We start from the raw sequence: 20,301 nt of genomic DNA on the forward strand, positions 1-20,301 counted from the left end.
TATTTTATTAATAAACATCTAAATTTATTTATTAATCTATGAAACTGCATCATCATCCTTCGCCTTATTTTACATATATATTCATTTTAAAAGAGTTCAATACATTATCTAGAATAAATACATATGTATCTATAATTAATAACCTCTAGCTATAAAGCATTTGAACTAACTTAGCTGCATAGGCATCTTGGAAGTACATTTTTATTTTGATTACCTCTTATCATAGTTTAACTGGCTCTATTGCTAATATAGCTATAGCCATAGTGCATATAGAATTATAATTAAGGGATATCCTCATTTAGATTAGAAGTGTAAAAATAAGATTGATTATAGAGTGTCATTAAACACAAATGGTTTAGAAGCATGCATAAGCATATTGGCTAAAAAATCAGACCCTGTTTGACGGGAAGATAACCCGTTTTAAACCGTAAAATTCTAGTTCTTGTAAATTCTGACACGCCCTAACTCTACCAAAGGTTTATTATATAATTCGAACCCATTAAATAAGGTTAAAGTGAGAGAAAATCATGAAAGACTTATCTAAAATGACGGAAATTGAAGACTTACGCGTTGTTGCTGAGCGTAAAGTTCCCCGTATGTTCTATGACTATGTGGATTCTGGATCATGGACTCAAACAACGTATCGTAATAATGAGACTGATTTTGACCGTATTAAACTGCGTCAGCGTGTATTAGTTGATATGGAGAACAGAAGCTTAGAAACCACTATGATTGGTCACGATGTAAAAATGCCTGTGGCTATAGCACCAACTGGGTTTACAGGCATGATGTGGGCAAATGGTGAGATGCATGCTGCTCGTGCTGCTGAAAAATTTGGTGTGCCATTTTCACTTTCTACAATGAGTATTTGTTCAATCGAGCAGGTAGCTGAATATACTAATAATCCTTTTTGGTTTCAGTTATATGTGACTCGTGACAAAGAATATATGGCAAACCTTATCAAGCGTGCTAAGGATGCAAACTGTTCAGCCCTTATTCTAACAGTCGATTTACAAGTGTTGGGGCAGCGCCATAAGGATATTAAGAACGGATTAACCGCACCGCCAAAACCCACCATTAAGAACATTATAAACCTGATGACAAAGCCTGAATGGTGCTACAACATGTTAGGCGCTAAAAGTCGTACTTTTGGTAATATTGTTGGTCACGCAAAAGGGGTCACGGATGTTTCTTCCCTATCTGCTTGGACGGCAGAACAATTTGATCCCGGTTTAAACTGGGATCAAGTAGCAGAAATTAAAGAGATGTGGGGTGGTAAGCTTATCATCAAAGGCATCATGGAGCCGGAGGATGCTATTATGGCCGCTCGCAGTGGTGCAGATGCTATGGTAGTCTCCAACCACGGTGGCCGCCAACTAGACGGTGCTCCCTCCTCTATTTCAGCTTTAGCTGATATTGTACAAGCTGTGCAAGCTGAAGATAGTGATATCGAAATTTGGTTAGATAGTGGTATTCGCTCAGGTCAAGATGTACTCAAAGCAATAGCCTTAGGTGCTAAAGGTACATTAATTGGCCGATCATTTTTATACGGTCTAGGTGCTTACGGAGAGGATGGTGTTCGCCGTGCTCTTGAAATAATTTACAAAGAGTGCGATGTCACTATGGCATTCTGTGGCCATACAAACATACAAAATGTCACATCCGATATCTTAGTCAGAGGATCCTACGAAGGGCTTAAGTCTGCACCCCCTAAGATTGACACGATTCGGTGGGGTTAATGTATCTAAAAAAGAGGCTGAAAAGATGGGTAACTTCTACACATAACTTCTGACTTCTCGGTCTAGTTATATTGTATAAGTGTCGATATTTATATTAAGTGTCTATACTTATATTAAGTGTCTTTACTTATATTAAGTGTCTTTACTTATATTAAGTGTCTACACTTACTACGTTTGCTAACTGCTACACTACCCAAAACTAGCGTAGTGAGACAGACGAATCATACTAATCACTAGGGCGTGTCCTCATTTATAGGATTATAGGAATAGGATACAATGATATACGTTAGCGTCAAACAAGAATGATTTCGAAAAAACAGTATCATATTAGCTAGAAATTACCCTATGTTTGATGCAAATTTAGCCTTTTTTAACCTATAAAACGTAATTTCATGTAAATGGGCACACCCTAGTCTAATGTGGTTTTTTGCAGTTGTTACTTGTATTGCATTATTGCAGTTTTATATTAAAACTTCTATCGCCGCCCTATCAACTCTATATTTCCAAGCTTAATACACTCTACAACTGTTCATTATGTTGCATGATCCTATGCTAAAATGAGTACTTTATGTGCCACAAACATAACTTATGAATTTACAAATACTATTCCGCCGAGCTCCGATTACAACCCTTCTACTTATAATCTTTGTTGCTCTATTTATACTCCAAGTAGCTACAGGGGTTGATATAAATAGCCCTAGCAGTCTGTCTCTTATCACATGGGGAGCCAACGCCCTACCCTATACATTAGGATACGAGCCATGGCGCTTGGTAACCAGTGCATTTTTGCACATCGGCTTTATGCATTTATTATTCAACACTTTTGCCATGTATTACTTTGGTCAGGTTGCTGAAGTTACCTTTGGTTCAGTAAAATTTTTTCTATTATTTATATTATCTGCTGTTGGTGGCAATATACTAAATAGTTATGTCACTTGGTGGAAAATCATTAATACGGACGGTATTCCGGGTATCTCGGCTGGTGCATCCGGTGGGATTATGGGCATTGGCATGGCGTTACTCATAGTCGAGCTTCTCAAACACACGTTACTTAAATTACCTAAGACTGGGGACCGAAGCCAGTTGAAAAGCTTAGCATTTATTATGGGTATAAATCTTTTATATGGCTTTGCTGTTCCTGGCATTGATAACGCAGGTCATATTGGAGGCGCTTTGACCGGTGCTATTTTAACTATTTTCATTTTATTGGGTTACCGATTTTCTGTTACTAAAGCACATCCTTTACTCAAAGCGATGCCTTGGTTTGCCTTTTTATTAGTAACTTTAATTTTTTATTGGTTATGGCTGGACTTGCATCTACAGTTAGGGATATAGTTTAAATAATATCATCAACTTAATACGCACGCATTAGTAGTAATAACCTTCGTTTTAAAACAACTGGTTAAAACTAACCTTTAAATTAGCGACCCTAGTTATTTATTTTCAATTGGAATGAGCAATATTATGAACAAATTAAACAATTCGAGTATTACTGATATACCGTCATCTATATTAGCGAAAATGCCGATTCGCAAGTCTATTCGCCATACGTTGCTTACTACCAGTATAGCCTTATTATCTGTAGGAGCGGCTCAAGCAAATACACAGGAATCTTCGTCTAATGATAAAATAGGCTTGAATGCAGGTCTCAGTGTCATGGCACTTGGTAGCCCTTACGACCTTGATGATACAGCTGTCAAAGTCCTACCCAGTCTAATTTATGATAACGATAAAGTGTATGCACGAGGTAGCCAATTGGGCGGCTACTTGATCAATAACTCTGAAAATGAAGTTGCTGCCTATTTTCAACCTAATGGCTATGAATTTGATCCAGACGATGCAAAAGGTGCCTTTAGCGGTTTAGACGAACGTGAATGGTCTGGTATGGCTGGCATTAGCTATCAGCGCCGTATTCCCTATGGTGCGATTAAAGGGCAAATTGAGACCGATATTCTTGGAAATAGCGAGGGAACGCTTGCGAAATTGTCTTTAGCCACAAGGTATAAGACTGGGGATTTAACGTTATATCCTAGCGTAGGGGTAGAATGGGCGAATGATACTTACAATGACTATTATTTTGGAGTTTCTGAAAAAGAGTCTGTCAAAACGGGAATTAAGCAATATGAGGCGGATTCAAGCATCAGCCCATATATAAATCTTAATGCCACTTATGATATTAACAAAGATTGGATATTATCTTTGGGTCAAAGAGTTGGTTACCTTGCGGATGAACAAGCCGATAGCCCTATGGTAGATAACCGTACGACCTATCGTACTACAATAGGTGTGTTGTATAAGTTCTAAATAATAAAGAACGCTTGATTTAATCCAATGACACCTCTTTACATCCTCTAATTTTGCCAAGCCAGACTCTAAGTCTGGCTTGGCCTATTTATGCTCTAAATTTGTATTGATGGTCTCACTTTGTACTTTAAGAACCTATGCGGGCTTAACGGGTTGTCATTGCTAATTTATTTCTTGGAAAGGTAAGCTCTTTATTTAAAAAAAAGAGTCATTCTATATTATAATGAGTCCACTGCTATTAAATCTTTAATACTTAAGAAGGTGATTCGTGCCACACAGCCAGCAATCTAATAACGTCATGCCTAACCAAGCATATAACGACGACGATGATAATATGAAATTTAGTCTCACGGATGTTTGGTCATTAGTTAGTAGCAAGCTAACCTCAGTGTATGATAAAGCCACAAATGCGGTTGATGATGAGTTCCCCATTCCTGTTAGCCAAGAACAGTTAAATGCTGCACTAGATAAGTTTGTAACGCAAAACGTTAAACAAATCCTTGAGCTACGTATTGAACTTCACGATGATTGGTTTAGACTATATTGCACTATCGATGCTGCCGGTATATATGCAGAAGTAGCGGCAAATTTTGGACTGGTGCATGCCCAGATTGATAAAGAGGTACAACGTTTTGTCTTTGCTCAACAAACCAATACGGATGTTATAAAATTACGTTGTGAATCATTTATAAAGCTTACTGGTATCAAACTATTTATTTGGTTCTATCACAGCGTCTTGCATAAAGACCCGCTGGCTATGATATTAAATAAAATAAATATTACCCGCTCTAAAGATAACATATTGTATTTAGATATAAGCCGATGGCTAAAAAAGAATAAAAAAATCATGAGCACGCTGCATAAAGTACAGGTTAACTATGGAGTCACTGAAGAGCAGCAATTGACTTTAAAAACGCAAATCAATGTTCGTAATTTGCTCATGAATAAGAGCGGAGAAGAAATCATTACTCCAGATGATGAGCCTGAACTTATGAAAGGGCCGTTAAATCCTATTAGTGATGCAGTAACCCCTAGTCAAGAAGGGTAAATAGTCAAGAAGGGTAAATAGTCAAGAAGGATAAAACTTCATTAGTTATCACTAGTTGTGAATAGTATATAAGTTTATGAATAGTTAATTGGCGATTATACATAAAACTCAAAAAAGCCCCCATAATTAATTTATGAGGGCTTTTTATTAATCGGATTCTATTTATTAACTTTAATTTTAATAGGTTCGATTCATAGATTAAGGCGACTATCAATTAAATTTAATAGCGTATTCATAATTAAAATTAGTCCCCTTTGACAATTTTTGGAGGGCCTTTTAGAAGATCCTCATCCACAAACTCATTGGCTGAATTATGTTCAACAGACTCATCAGTAATAAAACGTATTTGATTCCTATATAAAATCAATTTATCCCGACCTAAGCCTCGCACTAACGCATACATCATTACCAATATGACCATCGCAAAGGGAAAGCCAGCCACAATCGCAGCAGCTTGAAGCGCTGATAAGCCTCCAGCTGCTAATAATATAGCAGCAATCAAGCCTTCCGTTGTTGCCCAAAATAAACGCTGAATTTTTGGAGGATTAATATCACCACCCGCAGTAAGCATATCTATAACAAAACTGGCTGAATCTGATGAGGTAACAAACCATAGCACAATCATGATAACGATTAGAAAAGTTATAGGTTTTGCTAATGGATAGCTCTCAACTAAACGGAAAATTGCACTACCTGAGTCTGCTTGAACAGCAGCGACTAAACCAGGATCGCCTAAAAGCTCCATGTTTATAGCCACACCACCAAATGTGGTAAACCAAAAGAATAAGATTGTCATCGGGATTAATAGGACACCCCAAATAAACTCGCGAATGGTACGGCCACGGCTGATACGAGCAATGAACACACCAACAAATGGCGACCAACTAACCCACCAAGCCCAATAGAAGATAGTCCAACTACTTTGCCAATCCGTACCACTATATGACTCACCCCAAAAGCCTAACGGAATAATCACTGATAGATAGTTACCGATATTCTCGATAAAGCTGTCAAAAATAAATAGAGTTGGCCCCAGTATTACCATAAAGGTCAAGAGAATAATCGTCAAACTCATATTCACATTACTTAAACGCTTAATCCCTTTATCAAGACCCATCATCACAGAGCCAGCAGCTAAAACGGTAATAAAAGCAATGATAGCGAACTGAATTGGTAAAGAATTTGGTACACCAAATAATTGTTCTAAACCTGAGTTAATTTGCATTACCCCTAAGCCTAGAGAGGTAACAACGCCAAACATAGTACCAAATACCGCTAAAATATCGACAAAATGCCCCCACGGGCCGTAAATTTTTTGACCTAAAAGAGGGTATAACGTTGAACGAATAGATAAGGGTAGACCACGCCTAAAATGGAAATAAGCCAATGACAATGCGACGATTGTATAGATAGCCCAAGCATGAAGGCCCCAATGCAAAAATGAGATATTCATAGCTTGCTTGGCTGCTTCTATAGTTTCCGGCTCGCCCAGTGGAGGTGCCATGAAATGATACAAGGGCTCCGCTGTACCCCAGTACACTAATCCAATACCGATACCTGCGGAAAACAGCATCCCAATCCAGGATAAAAGACTATATTGAGGTGTTTCAGTTTGATGACCCAAGCGAATATCACCATAGCGACTCATCGCCAAATAAATGCACACGACCAAGGCTAGATTGACTAAAATAATAAAAAACCAGCCAAATGTCGTTGTGATAAAGTTTTGCAAGGAACTAAATAAGGCACCAGCTTGTTCAGTAAAGAGGGAACCAAAGATGATAAAACCAATAATAAGAATACTTGAAATAATGAAAACAGGCTTACTAACCCGTGGAAATGGCCCTAAGCGGCCGACTTTGACGTGATTCATAAATACTCCTATTAATTTTGGAAACACGACCTTAACAATTTGTCACTTAATTATCAAATAAATATATGGAATTAGTTAAATTTATTAAACAATGTTAATTCTAATATTAGCTAAAATCTATCTAAATAGACCATATTTTAATTGAGCTATACCAAGAATCTGTATTGATATCAGGCTCGGATTTAATATATAAATCTTCCTATGAGTTATACACTAAAACTTAATAATTACTCTTTGGCCAAAGTTGTGGCGTGGTTGCTTCAGTAGAATTATTTTAATTTGATACTCATAAAAAATCCCCTTACATGCATTGGCATGTAAAGGGATTAAATTAAAAGTGAACTATTAAGCTTTGCTAAATGTCAAATCGTCATTATCATCTACATCAATAAAAATTGTGTCGCCCGCTACAAAATCGCCTGCTAACAGCTTTAATGACAACGGGTTTTCAATTTTCTGCTGAATTGCCCGTTTAAGTGGACGCGCACCATACACTGGGTCATAACCCACTGCAACAAGCTTATGCATAGCATCTGGAGACAATTTAATACTCATTTCACGTTCTTGCAAACGCTTACGTAGGCGATCGATTTGAATATCAGCAATACCCGCCATTTGTGACATACCTAATGGATGGAACACGACAATCTCATCAATACGATTGACAAACTCTGGCCTGAAGTGCTGACCGACAGACTCCATTACCGCCGCTTTAATCTCTTCGTATTCATCGCCTGCCATCTCTTGGATTTTGTGCGAACCTAAGTTACTGGTCATAATAATCACTGTATTCTTAAAGTCTACTACCCGACCTTGCGAATCTGTCAAACGACCATCATCAAGCACTTGAAGTAGTATATTAAACACATCTGGATGGGCTTTTTCGACCTCGTCAAATAAGATCACACTATATGGCTTACGACGAACCGCTTCTGTAAGCACCCCACCTTCCTCATAGCCAACATAACCTGGAGGCGCGCCTACTAAGCGACTGACGCTATGCTTCTCCATAAACTCACTCATATCGATACGCACCATCATATCTTCTGAGTCGAATAAAAAGTTTGCCAATGATTTAGTAAGCTCAGTTTTACCAACACCAGTTGGCCCTAAAAATAGGAACGAACCAGAGGGACGGTTTGGATCCGATAACCCTGCACGGCTACGACGTACCGCATTGGCTACTGACTGCACCGCTTCATCTTGACCGATAACACGCTCATGAAGCTTTTCCTCCATAGCTAGCATCTTATCGCGTTCACCTTGTAGCATTTTGCTTACAGGTATACCTGTGGCAGCCGCCACTACTTCGGCAATTTCATTATCGGTTACTTTATTGCGTAACAGCTTAATGCCACTGCCCTCGCCTGATTGTTCTTTTTGTTCTGCAAGGTCAGACTCAGTAATACGCTTCTCTAACTGCGGTATAGTTTCATACTGCAGCTTACTCATGGTCTCATAGTCGCTTTCACGGCTCGCCTTCTCATAAGCAATACGGGCTTTATCAAGCTCGTCTTTTAGCTGTTGACTGCCCTTAACAAGTGCTTTTTCAGCTTGCCAGATTTCGTTTAAGTCAGCATACTCTTTTTCAAGCTCTTCGATTTGTTCATCTAAAACTTTGCGTTCTGCTTGAGCACCAGCGTCTTCTTCATTTTTAAGCACCTCACGCTGCATTTTTAACTGAATAAGACGACTATCTAATTTACCTAAAGCTTCAGGCTTACTATCCATCTCCATGCGTAAACGGCTAGCTGCTTCATCGATTAAATCAATCGCTTTATCTGGCAATTTACGGTCTGTGATATAGCGATGGCTCATACGAGCTGCTGCAATGATGGCACTGTCTTGAATATCTACCCCATGATGCAACTCATAACGTTCTTTTAATCCCCGTAAAATAGCGATGGTATCTTCAACCGATGGCTCATCCACCAATACTTTTTGGAAACGACGCTCGAGTGCAGCATCTTTTTCAATATACTTACGATATTCATCAAGGGTCGTTGCCCCCACACAGTGTAGCTCACCACGAGCCAGTGCAGGTTTCAGCATATTACCTGCATCCATCGCTCCGTCAGTTTTACCTGCACCTACCATAGTATGCAGCTCATCGATAAATAAAATGACATTGCCTTCTTGCTTAGCGAGGTCGTTTAATACCCCTTTTAGACGCTCCTCGAACTCGCCACGGAACTTAGCGCCTGCAATTAACGCCCCTAAGTCAAGTGACAATACTTCTTTATTACGCAGACCTTCTGGCACATCGCCATTAATAATTTTTTGCGCCAAACCTTCAACAATGGCTGTTTTACCGACACCCGGCTCACCAATTAACACGGGGTTATTTTTGGTACGACGCGATAAAACTTGTATGGTACGGCGAATCTCTTCATCACGGCCAATTACCGGATCAAGCTTACCCATCTCAGCACGTTCAGTCAGATTGATCGTGTATTTATTTAAAGCATCACGCTGCTCTTCTGCATTTTGATCATTCACTGTTTGGCTACCTCTAAGCTGCTCAATAACCGCTTTTAATTTTTCAGGTGTGACACCTGCCTCAGCGAATATCTTTTTAGTTTCGCCCTGCTCAGACAATACCAATAACACCCATTCAGTGGCAATAAAGTCATCACCCGCTTTTTGCGCTTGACGATCTGCTAAGTTCAAAACCTTAACTGCATCTGCATTAAGGTTAACTTCACCGGTAGGGTTATTGAGTGTTGCTTGGTTATCGAGTGCTTTAGCCACACCATTTTTGAGAGCAGGTACACTAGCGCCCGCTTGTTGGCAGATCGATATATTAGATTCATCTTCAAGAAGCGCTGCCATTAAATGTACTGGGCTAATACCTGTGTGGTCTCGTCCAATCGCTAAACTTTGGGCTTGCTGTATTGCGGCTTGAAGCTTTTGGGTAAATTTATCAAATCTCATGGATTTATCCTTTTAATAATTAGTATTATGTTCAAATATGAGACAACTTATCTAGTAAGTAGTGATTAGGCACAATCATCTAACGTAAAATATTGCTTAACTTTCTAGGTAAACTTTTACAAAAACATACTCATTAGTTTGCTACCTGCTTTTGCAATAAGTTGCTCTGTTCTGTTATATATATGTGGCTTAACTCTTAAAATTTCAAGTGAGATTCAAAATTTATTTATTTTGTCAAGAATTTAATGTAACTATATAGTCATTCGCCTAATTACTATTTGACTCTATTTAAATATTCAGAATTTAGATACCTTAGCCTAAATAGTTGCTAGTTTAATAATGGTTATCTATTGTTCAATTTCAAGCTTAGCCTTAGCAGATGAAAACCCTATAGCTAAATTTCTTTACCAAACCTCTCTCTAACCCATAACGGAGTGAGAATAGTGAAATATTAGCCAAAAACTTAATAGGCTTTGAACGTCATATAGCCATTTTTAGCCGATCGAATTTTTATGACTTCAATGACAGAAATAAACAGCCTCCTATTTTTTAATGTATAACATGGCACTGCGTAAATATTATTCAAAAAAAAATGAACCCCCATGGGGTTCACTATATAAAAACTTTTAACAAATTAAGTTTACGCTCTACGGCAACTGACAAATAACTAAAGAGTTTTTGACACTTGCTTGTCCACCAGCACCATAACATTCTTTAACCAAATAGGAACGACTGGCCTGCCATCCTGCATAGAAACTAACTCCACAAAGCAATAGTACCAATAGCTTAGGTCTCCAAGACTTAAGTATCTCAGGCTTTTCTTGTGGCTTGAAAGATAAAGGTGCGGCATTAGAATTTTTAGAACTCAAGCCCGCCCCCTTTTGTTACAGCAGCTTGATAGGCTGGCCGTGCTTCAATAAGCTTTAACCAGTTTAGCGTATTGGTATAGGTTACCCTGTCTAGGCTATGACCCGCATTTGCCGCTTTGACCACAATAGCCATCTGGATATCAGCAGCACTGAACTCACTGCCAGCAAACCATTTAGTATCACTCAATTGTTGCTCAACCAACGTCATGGACTTATCTAAATTTTTAGAGATCATGGACGCTTCAATTTGTTTGCGAATACTTTTGGTAATTGGCTTTGCTAAGGTCGGCGAACGTTCAACAATTTTTGCAAAAACCAATCGCATAACCAAAGAAGGCATGATTGAACCTTCGGCGTAGTGCATCCAAAAATCATAGTCACGCCATGTCTTACTAATCGGATCTGTTTTAGGATGAAGTTTATAGTCTGTATCGTAGGCAGCCATCAAATAATCAATAATATGCCCTGACTCAACCAGTGATTGCACTTCCCCATCATCCCCTAACCCCTCAACTTGTAGAATAGGTGCTTTACCGTTTAGATGAACTTGTTCAAGGCATCTTGGAGCAAAACCAGACTTGGTACGCTCGTAAGTGGTTAACTTATAATCGAGTCCCAACTCTTCTAACAGCCATAGAATTCGGAAAGACCGTGAGTTTTCTAAATGATGAAAGTGTAGCTTTGACATTTGCATACCTCAACTTTAAGTTTGAAAATAAAGTGCTATACATCCAGTTAGAATGCAATCACGAACATAGCAGAGACATATTAGCACTCTAATAACAACCTGTTACCTATCACATCTTAACAAGCGCAGATTAACAAGCGTCTATTAATGGGAGCTACTATCGCTATCATCAGAGAGCTCATCTTCGATCTTCTCGTTAATATCAGCTTCTATTTTTTGATCAGCACTTTGCAGTAAACCATCTTCAGCTAAGGCTTCAATTAGCTCATTTTCTTGACCAGTATCTTCTACACGAGCCATCGCAACCAACACTTCATCATTTGCTAAACGAATAAGGGTAACACCTTGCGTATTTCGTCCTGACATCGCCACTTGCGCGACCGGTGTACGAACCAAAGTACCTTTATTAGAGATGAGAATAATATCATCTTCTGGATCTACCTTAGTTGCCCGTACTAAACATCCATTACGCTCACTGGTTTTAATGGCGATAACACCACCACCACCACGATTTTGAGCATTAAATTCCTCAATTGGTGTACGTTTACCATAACCTTTTTCGCAGGCGATAAGGATCTCTTTAACATCGTCCTCAATAACCACTAACGATTTAATAATATCTTGTTTGCTGATGCGCATACCGCGAACACCTTTGGCAGTACGACCCATTACCCTAGCATCATTTTCATCAAAACGAATGGCCTTACCGCTTGAGGCAAATAACATCACTTGTTGAGTACCATCAGTAATGCGAGCAGACACTAACTTATCGCCATCTTCAAGCCCAATTGCAATTAGACCATTTGAGCGTATATTAGCAAAATGCTTTAATTCAACCCGTTTTACTGTCCCATTAGCTGTGGCAAAGAAGACAAAAGGACCGTTTGCTACTTTTCCTTCTTCATCAATATCATCTGATAACGGTTCGCTATCTTTTGGTAGCTCTTCAACCACTTTTGGAATTGGTAAAATAGTCGTGACAACTTCATCAGCATCTAAGCCAATAATATTGACTAGAGGGCGACCTCGAGCGCCACGGCTTGCAATAGGTACTTCAAAACCACGCAGGCTAAATACCCGACCATTATCGGTAAAACATAGAACCGTTGCATGCGTAGAAGTTACCACCAGATGATCAATCACATCATCTTCTTTCATCGCTGTAGCAGACTTACCTTTACCACCACGTTTTTGCGCGACGTATTCATCAACTGGCTGAGTTTTAGCATAACCTGTACGAGATACTGTTAATACAACTGTTTGCTCAGGAATTAAATCCTCACGGCTAAAATCGGTACGCGAATCAACAATATCAGTACGACGCTCATCACCAAAATTATCACGAATCTCGATCATTTCATTTTTGATAACCGTCATCAACTTATCAAAATCTGCAAGGATGGATTCAAGCTCTGCAATCTGGCGTAAAATATCTTGATACTCTTCCGTTAACTTATCTTGTTCAAGACCTGTTAAACGATGCAATTGCATCTCTAAAATGGCGTTAACTTGCTCGAGTGATAGACGGTAGTTATTACCATTATCAATTAAGCCAAAAGGATTACGTAAATCCTCACCTTCAATGAAATCAGGGCGTACAGAACGAATGTCTCCAGACTCTAAAGTACCTCGACCAGCCGCCGCTAACATAGCTACTACTGTGCCTGAATCCCATATTTCAGCCAATAGCTTTTCACGGGCTTCACCGCGGTTTGCAGACTCTTTGATGGTTTGAATAATGTCATCAATATTAGCTAGGGCAACTGTCAGACCTTCTAACAAATGACCCCTTGCCTTCGCTTTATTTAAATCATAAATAGTTCGGCGAGTAACCACTTCTTGACGATGGCGCACAAAGGCAGCAATAAGCTGACGTAAGGTCATAAGCTTGGGCTGACCATTATCTAACGCCACCATATTAATACTAAAACTTGACTCTAGTGGGGTCTGTAAAAATAAGTTATTAACGATGACTTCAGCAACTTCGCCACGGCGTAAGTCAATAGCAATACGCATACCATCTTTATCAGACTCATCACGAATCTCAGAGATTCCTTCAATCTTTTTGTCACGTACCAGTTCAGCAATACGCTCAATCAACTTGGCTTTATTTGACTGGTAAGGAATTTCGGTAAACACAATGCGTTCACGTTCACGGTTAACACCCGTATCCGACATAGGTTCAATGTGATAGCGCCCACGAATATGAAGACGACCTTTACCGGTACGATACGCATCAACAATACCCGCACGGCCATAGATGATGCCGCCCGTAGGAAAGTCAGGACCTGATATAAAATTCGTTAACTCTTCGCCAGAAATATTTGGATTTTCAGCATAGGCTAAACAGGCATTCACAACTTCTGTTAAATTATGGGGTGCCATGTTTGTTGCCATACCGACAGCAATACCAGTTGCTCCGTTGACTAATAAATTGGGCACTCGAGCTGGCAATACGCTTGGCATACGCTCAGAACCATCATAGTTATCTTCCCAATCTACCGTGTCTTTATCTAGATCAGCCAGCATTTGATGGGTCAGCTTAGTCATACGAACTTCGGTATAACGCATGGCAGCGGCTGGATCATCATCAATAGAACCAAAGTTACCTTGTCCATCTACCATTGGATAACGTAAACTAAAGTCCTGAGCCATACGTACAATAGCATCATAAACGGCAGTATCGCCATGTGGGTGGTATTTACCAATGACATCACCGACCACACGAGCAGACTTCTTATAGGGTTTATTGTAGTCGTTTGACAGTTGGTGCATGGCATACATAATACGGCGATGCACTGGTTTCAGCCCGTCTCGTACATCAGGTAGCGCTCGAGATACAATAACGCTCATCGCATAATCAAGGTAGGATTGCTTCATCTCATCTACGATGGCAATAGGACTGACCGAATCACTCATACATATCTCTCCATGTGAACAGGTTAGCCAAAAAACTTGAAACACTTCAAGATTATAGAGCGGCTAACTGCAAACGATTTTTTTAAATTTTTATAGCAGAATTAACACGATTATTAAGAAGGACATTTTACCATAATTTCATCTTTTGCGGGACTTTGACTGGGGTTTACTTATAGGGTATTGCTGAAAAGCCAAATAAGACAATCTAAAAAATATCCATCCTTATCTTCAAATTAATATCAAGTGGTCTATACTCAGAGTTTATAACTTTAGCATTAGCGCTATTTATAGTCAGCTCTGGCTATTCATAGTCAACATAAGATGCGACTTATCTTAGCCTTTATGAGTGAAACGCCATGGATTTAAATGAAGATCGGAATTTTGACCCCATTACCGAACACTTTGCCAAGAAGGTATATGGCGGGTTAAAAGGAGAGATACGATTAGCTGTTCTAAAAAGAGATCTTAAACAGGTAGTGGATGACTTATCTCAAAAGCTTGATCGACCACTTAGAATATTAGATATTGGTGCTGGATTAGCGCAGATATCGCTGGGCCTAGCGACACAAGGTCATGACGTTACGATAAATGATATCTCAATAAATATGCTCGCCCAAGCCAAAATGACAGCGGATAGATTAAGTATTAAAGATAAAATACATTGGATAAGCGGCCCTTATCAAACACTAGATAGCACACTCGTTAGTAGTGATAATAAGGATAGTAAATATGATCTCATTTTATGCCATGCCTTATTAGAATGGCTAGGACACCCTAAAGATATCATGTCTTTTTTTAGCCAATGGTTGGCTCAGCACGGGGTGCTGTCTTTATGTTTTTATAACCCTGCCAGCTTTGTCTATCGCAACTTGATTATGGGCAATTTTAACCTGCTAAATAATCCTCAATTTAAATCTGATAATATAAAGAGCTTAACGCCTAATAATCCCGTCAGTTATGAAGATGCTCGGGAGTGGCTCATAGATGAAGGATTTGAGATAAATCAGGTCACTGGGCTTCGCGTGTTTCATGACTATGCTACGCTCAAACGAGGGGGTCACACCAATCCAGAAGCAGTCATTGAGATGGAGCTTAAATATTCAACACAAGCCCCTTATAAATGGCTAGGACGCTACTTACATATATTAGCAGCAAGTAATCCGAGCTGATCTGATACTTTTTGCTAGAATTAATCTAATAGCAAATAAACATCTAAGAACCTGTAGTCATAAGCTAAAGTCATAAGCTAAAGTTAGGAGGTTTTTAGAATAAATTGAGTCAATACAAGGCAAAATTAAGTGAAAAGTTCGGGTTGAATAGTATTCTATTTAATCTTAACTCTAACCAAGTAGTTAGCTTATTTTAGGCGCAAAAAGCAACTATAGGTTGTGAATGCAGGTTATAAAAAACCAGAAATTTAGCTCAGCCCTCAACGCAACCCTTTTTGTATCCGTTTTATTGACACCCAGGCTTACTTTTATCATTAACTGATTTAAATACGATTCCAAGTTGTTATATCCACACCATCGCCTTGAAATAACACCACATGCGCTAAAAGTGGCTGAAAACCAATTGAGGAGCCAACCGGATGGTCATGATGGCTTGAAACAAGTGAGAGCACCTCTTCACCATTATCTAACTGTAAACGATACAGAAAGTTGGCCCCTCGGAATACACGACCTGTCACTATGGCTCTATTATCACTATCATCATCATGCACGATATCATCGGGTCGTATCAATACTTTAATTCTAGTGCCATTGGGATAATCGTATTCGCACACCTCGCCTTGATGAAAATAGGTAGCATAATCCTGCGCTTGAAGGTTGGCATGAATAGGCTCAGGATAGCGCTTTATATCTCCAAGTGCAGTTTTGATTACTCCTTGTTCAATAATGCCATCAATCATCGCGCCTTCGCCTACAAACTCAGCAATAAAAGGGCTATTTGGCTCGTGATATAACTCATCTGGTGTTGCCCATTGCGCCATTTTTCCCTGATGCATTACCCCGACTTTATCGGCGATTGCAAAAGCCTCTTGCTGATCATGAGTAACCAAAATAGCAGTGGTATCGGTTTGCTTTAAAATCTCTCTTACCTTAGCCGCTAAAGATTCTCTCAACATCATATCTAGGTTTGAGAATGGCTCATCTAAGAGTAACAACTCAGGCTTGGGGGCAAGCGCCCGTGCCAATGCAATACGCTGCTGTTGCCCCCCTGATAGCTCATTAATACGCTTATTGGCATGTTCTTTCAATTCAACTAGTTCAAGCATTTCACTGATTCGATCTTGCCGATCCGACTTACGCCAACGATGCAATCCAAACCCAATATTTTCACTAACGTTTAGATGGCTAAATAGTGCATAGTCTTGAAATACCATACCCATCCCACGTTTAGCAGGCACAATTTGCGTAAGCACTTTATTATTTTGAACCTTTGTCAAGGTTTTACTATTTAGCTCAACAACACCTTGTGTAGGAGTTTCAAGCCCAGCAATTGCCCTAAGTGCTGTGGTTTTACCGCAGCCACTAAACCCAAGTAAGCAGCCAATCTCTCCCTTTTGCAATGTCATAGACAGCGATTTCACAACATCCGTAGAGCCAAAGCTTACGCTTATATCCTCTAAACTAAAATAGGGCTGGCTAGTCGGGGGGTTCGCCATGCCACTTGCGTTATCACTATTTAAAGTTGAGCTTGCTTGCATAGAGATTTCACCATTCATCTTTTTTTAGCTATTATGAAACGTTTTGTGACAGCAACATTGACTTTAAAAGTCTATTGACAATCGTATTAAGGATTATATGCATCCAATAACTAAGTACATTAAAATAACTAAATGCATTAAAGAGTGCGTTTTAAAGAGTGCGTTTTAAGAAATGTTAAATACCCTATACTGACATATTTTACAAAAACTTGAGTAGAAAAATTAATTTAATGATCCTCTTATGCAACATGATAGCGGTAAATCATTAAATAAATTAGATTTTATCAGATTGCCGAATAAGCAATATAACCGGAAGCAACCCCACCAATACAATGGTTAAACTGGGAAGTGCTGCCCTTTCATACATACCTTCCGAGGTCATTTCAAATATTCGTACAGCTAGAGTATCCCACCCTTGCCGCCTAGTCATTAAAGTAATGGGCATCTCTTTTGTTACTTCAACAAATACCATTATTAGAGCCGTAAAGGCACCTGGACTAATAACAGGTAAGTAAACATGTCGCCAGCGCTGCCAACGGTTTGGGGTTAGTAGACGAGCGGCTTGTTCCTGAGAAGGGGTCAAACGGTTAAGTTGACGATCAATTGGCTGGAAGCCAACAGCCATAAAACGTGTTGCCAGTGCCAATAGCATTACAATGATACTGCCACTTAGCACTTGCGATTTAACCACGCCATTAGCAATCAGCGTATTATCTAACCAAGCGATTGGGATAAACACACCTACTGCCAATACTGTACCCGGTACGGCATAACCTAGATTTGCCAAAGACACCAAGAGTTGGTTGCTACGGCCGGGAAATTGTCTAAGCAACCATGCAACCAATAACGCTAAGACAGCGATTACAGTGGCCGTAGATATAGCAATCAAAACCGTATTAACGACGAAACCAAAATATCGTGCATTCAAATCAATATGGTAGTTTTTTATAACCCATATTATGAGCTGAATCATGGGCAAAGCAAATGCTACAAAAAATACACAGCCACAGAAAACCAACGCCCAAATATTTCTAAAACCTGTCAAAGTTTCACGTTGGCGTTGTCCATTACTGGGTAAATAGCTGCGTCTTTTTTGCCAATACCGTTCTAACAATAAAACAATAAAAACAGTGGTAATCAATAAAGCAGCAAGTTGAGCGGCAGTAGTTAAGCTAAAGAAGCCAAACCAAGCTTTGTAAATTACTGTTGTAAAGGTATCCAAGTTGAAAACTGACACTGCCCCAAAGTCTGCAAGGGTTTCCATCCAAGTTAAGAGTAATCCACCAACTATCCATGGCATAGCTTGCGGCAAAGCTACCTTAAAAAAAGCACCGCGGCGCGATAGTCCAAGCATTTGCCCTGCCTCTAACGCTCTCTGACCTTGTGATAAGAATGCCTGCCGCGCCAGTAAGTAAACATAAGGATAAAATACCAGAGATAAAATAACTCCTGCTCCCCACACACTTCTAATGTGTGTGAATGACCCACTAACCCCCATATCTCTTAGGGTCGTCTGAACAATGCCACTGTAATCAAACATACCCATGCTAACAAATGCTAATACATAAGCTGGGATAGCAAATGGCAGCATGAGCGCCCACACAAAAAACTTTTGCCCCGTGAAACGGTACATGCTTGTTAGCCATGCTAAATAAGTCCCCAGGCTACCTGCAATAACAGTAACTAAGCCTAATATTAATGCGGTGTTCTTTAATACCTGTGGTAATACATAACTTAACAAGTGATCCCATATATCTGCCATGGGCTCAAACCATGAGCGCATTACAATAAAAATTGGTATCAACATAAAAAGCGAAATCAGTCCAAGGACCGATTTCGCTACTAATTCACGATTAGATACGTTTAATCTCATAAATGCGCTTGCAGTTTAGGGAGTAATCAAATAATACATAATGATAAAACAAGCGGTAAACCGCTTGTTTTATCTAAATCAAAGTGACTATATAAATAATATTACTTACTTATATATTATTTACTCATAACCAGCACGATCCATTAATTGAACCGCTTCGGATTGACGTTTACCAAATACAGTCACATTAATGTCATCTTGTTTAAAATCGCCCCATGAGTTAAGCATTTCAGACTTATCAACACCTTGTTTTACAGGGAATTCTTTATCACTACTTGCATATTCGCCCTGAGCAGTATCCGAAGATAACCACTCGATTAACTGACGGGCCCCTTCGACATTATCAGAGTTTTTAACAATACCAGCACCTGATACGTTTACATGAGTACCCGTTGCTTCACTGCCTGTACCTTGATTGGCCCAGAAAATTTTAACTGGGAAATCAGGGTTTTCTTCCAAAATACGCCCATAATAATAGCTGTTTGCAACCCCTACTTCGCACTGACCAGAAGCAATAGCTTCTAACATTTTTGTATCATTACTAAATACAGGTGCCGCTAGGTTAGCAACCCAACCTTTAACGATCTCTTCTGTCTTCTCTGCGCCGTAGTGCTCAATCATACTAGCAACTAATGATTGATTATATACTTTTTTAGAAGTGCGAAGACAAAGCTTACCTTTCCACTTTGGATCGGCCAAATCTGCATAAGTTGACAAATCACTTTCATTTACTTTAGCTGGGTCATAAAAAATAGTACGTGCACGCAGCGATAAGCCCGTCCACAAATCATCAGATGAGCGGTATTTATTAGGTACGTTTTTATTGACTAATTCTGACTTTAGTGGCTGAAGCAAACCTTGTTCGCCAGCTTGCCATAAGTTACCTGCATCAACAGTTAACAGTATATCAGCAGGTGTATTTTTACTTTCTGCTTCTAAACGTGCCATTAATGGGCCAGTTTTATCTGTAACTAATTCAACTGGTGTGCCGGTTTCTGCGGTAAACTTATCCAGTAACGGCTGTATTAACTGCTCATTACGAGAAGAATAGATTGTTACTACGTCAGTTGAGGCAGGTGAGGCAGTAGTATCATGATCGGGTGAATGCACTTCAGCTTCATGGGCGCTTTGTTCTTCAGTGGTAATCTCTGAATGTTCCACTGGGTCTTCTGTTTTGCTACAACCACTTAAAACGGTAAAGCCACTTAAAATACCAACACTTAATAAGGTGCGTGCACTCATAATGTGTGTTGATCGGCTTACTGAACGTTGCAAAATACCCATAAATTCCTCTTAAAACTGTCGACTTAATTAATAAAATTAGATGGTTTAAATACTAATATTGAT

The 20,301-nt window shown here is 39.4% G+C and carries 13 protein-coding genes; 5 read left to right on the forward strand and 8 right to left on the reverse strand.

The genetic code is table 11. The annotated features are described in order from the left end of the window. Positions 1 to 527: 527 nt before the first annotated feature. From AC2SLL_RS02040 to AC2SLL_RS02055, 4 genes are all read left to right on the forward strand, one after another. Positions 528 to 1,739, forward strand: a complete 1,212-nt coding sequence (locus tag AC2SLL_RS02040; protein WP_486530011.1) for an alpha-hydroxy acid oxidase — start codon at positions 528 to 530, stop codon at positions 1,737 to 1,739. 588 nt (positions 1,740 to 2,327) lie between these two features. Then, positions 2,328 to 3,074 carry a rhomboid family intramembrane serine protease gene (locus AC2SLL_RS02045; RefSeq protein ID WP_486530012.1) on the forward strand — a complete coding sequence of 249 codons (747 nt, stop codon included), beginning with the start codon at positions 2,328 to 2,330 and terminating at the stop codon, positions 3,072 to 3,074. Between the two features lie 129 nt (positions 3,075 to 3,203). Continuing rightward, a complete protein-coding gene (locus AC2SLL_RS02050; protein ID WP_486530013.1) occupies positions 3,204 to 4,043 on the forward strand; it encodes a MipA/OmpV family protein in 840 nt (279 codons plus the stop codon). Between the two features lie 268 nt (positions 4,044 to 4,311). Continuing rightward, complete coding sequence (locus AC2SLL_RS02055; protein WP_486530014.1) at positions 4,312 to 5,091, forward strand: hypothetical protein; 780 nt, start codon at positions 4,312 to 4,314, stop codon at positions 5,089 to 5,091. Positions 5,092 to 5,335: 244 nt separating this feature from the next. Here AC2SLL_RS02055 and AC2SLL_RS02060 read toward each other — a convergent pair whose 3' ends face one another. The 5 genes from AC2SLL_RS02060 to gyrA form a co-directional block, all read right to left on the reverse strand. After that, on the reverse strand, positions 5,336 to 6,964 hold the full coding sequence (locus AC2SLL_RS02060) for a BCCT family transporter (protein WP_486530015.1): 1,629 nt from the start codon (positions 6,962 to 6,964) through the stop codon (positions 5,336 to 5,338). Between the two features lie 345 nt (positions 6,965 to 7,309). Next, complete coding sequence (gene clpB / locus AC2SLL_RS02065) at positions 7,310 to 9,898, reverse strand: ATP-dependent chaperone ClpB (protein ID WP_486530016.1); 2,589 nt, start codon at positions 9,896 to 9,898, stop codon at positions 7,310 to 7,312. Between the two features lie 647 nt (positions 9,899 to 10,545). Beyond that, positions 10,546 to 10,767, reverse strand: coding sequence for a hypothetical protein (locus AC2SLL_RS02070; RefSeq protein ID WP_486530017.1), 222 nt, complete (start codon positions 10,765 to 10,767; stop codon positions 10,546 to 10,548). Further along, entirely contained in the window at positions 10,757 to 11,455 is a 699-nt protein-coding gene (locus tag AC2SLL_RS02075) for a glutathione S-transferase (RefSeq protein ID WP_486530018.1), read from the reverse strand. The genes AC2SLL_RS02070 and AC2SLL_RS02075 overlap by 11 nt, the downstream gene beginning before the upstream one ends. A 144-nt stretch (positions 11,456 to 11,599) precedes the next feature. Beyond that, positions 11,600 to 14,374 (reverse strand): DNA gyrase subunit A, encoded by a 2,775-nt coding sequence (gene gyrA, locus AC2SLL_RS02080; RefSeq protein ID WP_486530019.1) that lies wholly within the window; start codon positions 14,372 to 14,374, stop codon positions 11,600 to 11,602. A gap of 356 nt (positions 14,375 to 14,730) precedes the next feature. On the opposite strand from gyrA, the gene AC2SLL_RS02085 reads away from it, so the two are divergent. Next, positions 14,731 to 15,543 (forward strand): methyltransferase domain-containing protein, encoded by an 813-nt coding sequence (locus tag AC2SLL_RS02085; RefSeq protein ID WP_486530020.1) that lies wholly within the window; start codon positions 14,731 to 14,733, stop codon positions 15,541 to 15,543. A 323-nt stretch (positions 15,544 to 15,866) separates the two neighbouring features. Here AC2SLL_RS02085 and AC2SLL_RS02090 read toward each other — a convergent pair whose 3' ends face one another. The 3 genes from AC2SLL_RS02090 to AC2SLL_RS02100 all read right to left on the reverse strand — a co-directional run bounded on the left by AC2SLL_RS02090 (position 15,867) and on the right by AC2SLL_RS02100 (position 20,238). Next, positions 15,867 to 17,081, reverse strand: coding sequence for an ABC transporter ATP-binding protein (locus AC2SLL_RS02090; protein ID WP_486530021.1), 1,215 nt, complete (start codon positions 17,079 to 17,081; stop codon positions 15,867 to 15,869). Between the two features lie 274 nt (positions 17,082 to 17,355). Further along, positions 17,356 to 18,843, reverse strand: a complete 1,488-nt coding sequence (locus tag AC2SLL_RS02095; RefSeq protein ID WP_486530022.1) for an ABC transporter permease — start codon at positions 18,841 to 18,843, stop codon at positions 17,356 to 17,358. Between the two features lie 231 nt (positions 18,844 to 19,074). Further along, a complete protein-coding gene (locus AC2SLL_RS02100) occupies positions 19,075 to 20,238 on the reverse strand; it encodes an extracellular solute-binding protein (protein ID WP_486530023.1) in 1,164 nt (387 codons plus the stop codon). Positions 20,239 to 20,301: the final 63 nt, after the last annotated feature.

Source organism: Psychrobacter sp. CX97 (assembly GCF_057396285.1).

What these genes read in the sequence shown, in the direction of transcription:
- AC2SLL_RS02040 (WP_486530011.1), top strand. Translation starts at nt 528, where the DNA reads ATGAAAGACTTATCTAAAATGACGGAAATTGAAGACTTACGCGTTGTT.
- AC2SLL_RS02045 (WP_486530012.1), top strand. Translation starts at nt 2,328, where the DNA reads ATGAATTTACAAATACTATTCCGCCGAGCTCCGATTACAACCCTTCTA.
- AC2SLL_RS02050 (WP_486530013.1), top strand. Translation starts at nt 3,204, where the DNA reads ATGAACAAATTAAACAATTCGAGTATTACTGATATACCGTCATCTATA.
- AC2SLL_RS02060 (WP_486530015.1), bottom strand. Translation starts at nt 6,964, where the DNA reads ATGAATCACGTCAAAGTCGGCCGCTTAGGGCCATTTCCACGGGTTAGT.
- clpB (WP_486530016.1), bottom strand. Translation starts at nt 9,898, where the DNA reads ATGAGATTTGATAAATTTACCCAAAAGCTTCAAGCCGCAATACAGCAA.
- AC2SLL_RS02075 (WP_486530018.1), bottom strand. Translation starts at nt 11,455, where the DNA reads ATGTCAAAGCTACACTTTCATCATTTAGAAAACTCACGGTCTTTCCGA.
- gyrA (WP_486530019.1), bottom strand. Translation starts at nt 14,374, where the DNA reads ATGAGTGATTCGGTCAGTCCTATTGCCATCGTAGATGAGATGAAGCAA.
- AC2SLL_RS02085 (WP_486530020.1), top strand. Translation starts at nt 14,731, where the DNA reads ATGGATTTAAATGAAGATCGGAATTTTGACCCCATTACCGAACACTTT.
- AC2SLL_RS02090 (WP_486530021.1), bottom strand. Translation starts at nt 17,081, where the DNA reads ATGCAAGCAAGCTCAACTTTAAATAGTGATAACGCAAGTGGCATGGCG.
- AC2SLL_RS02095 (WP_486530022.1), bottom strand. Translation starts at nt 18,843, where the DNA reads ATGGCAGATATATGGGATCACTTGTTAAGTTATGTATTACCACAGGTA.
- AC2SLL_RS02100 (WP_486530023.1), bottom strand. Translation starts at nt 20,238, where the DNA reads ATGGGTATTTTGCAACGTTCAGTAAGCCGATCAACACACATTATGAGT.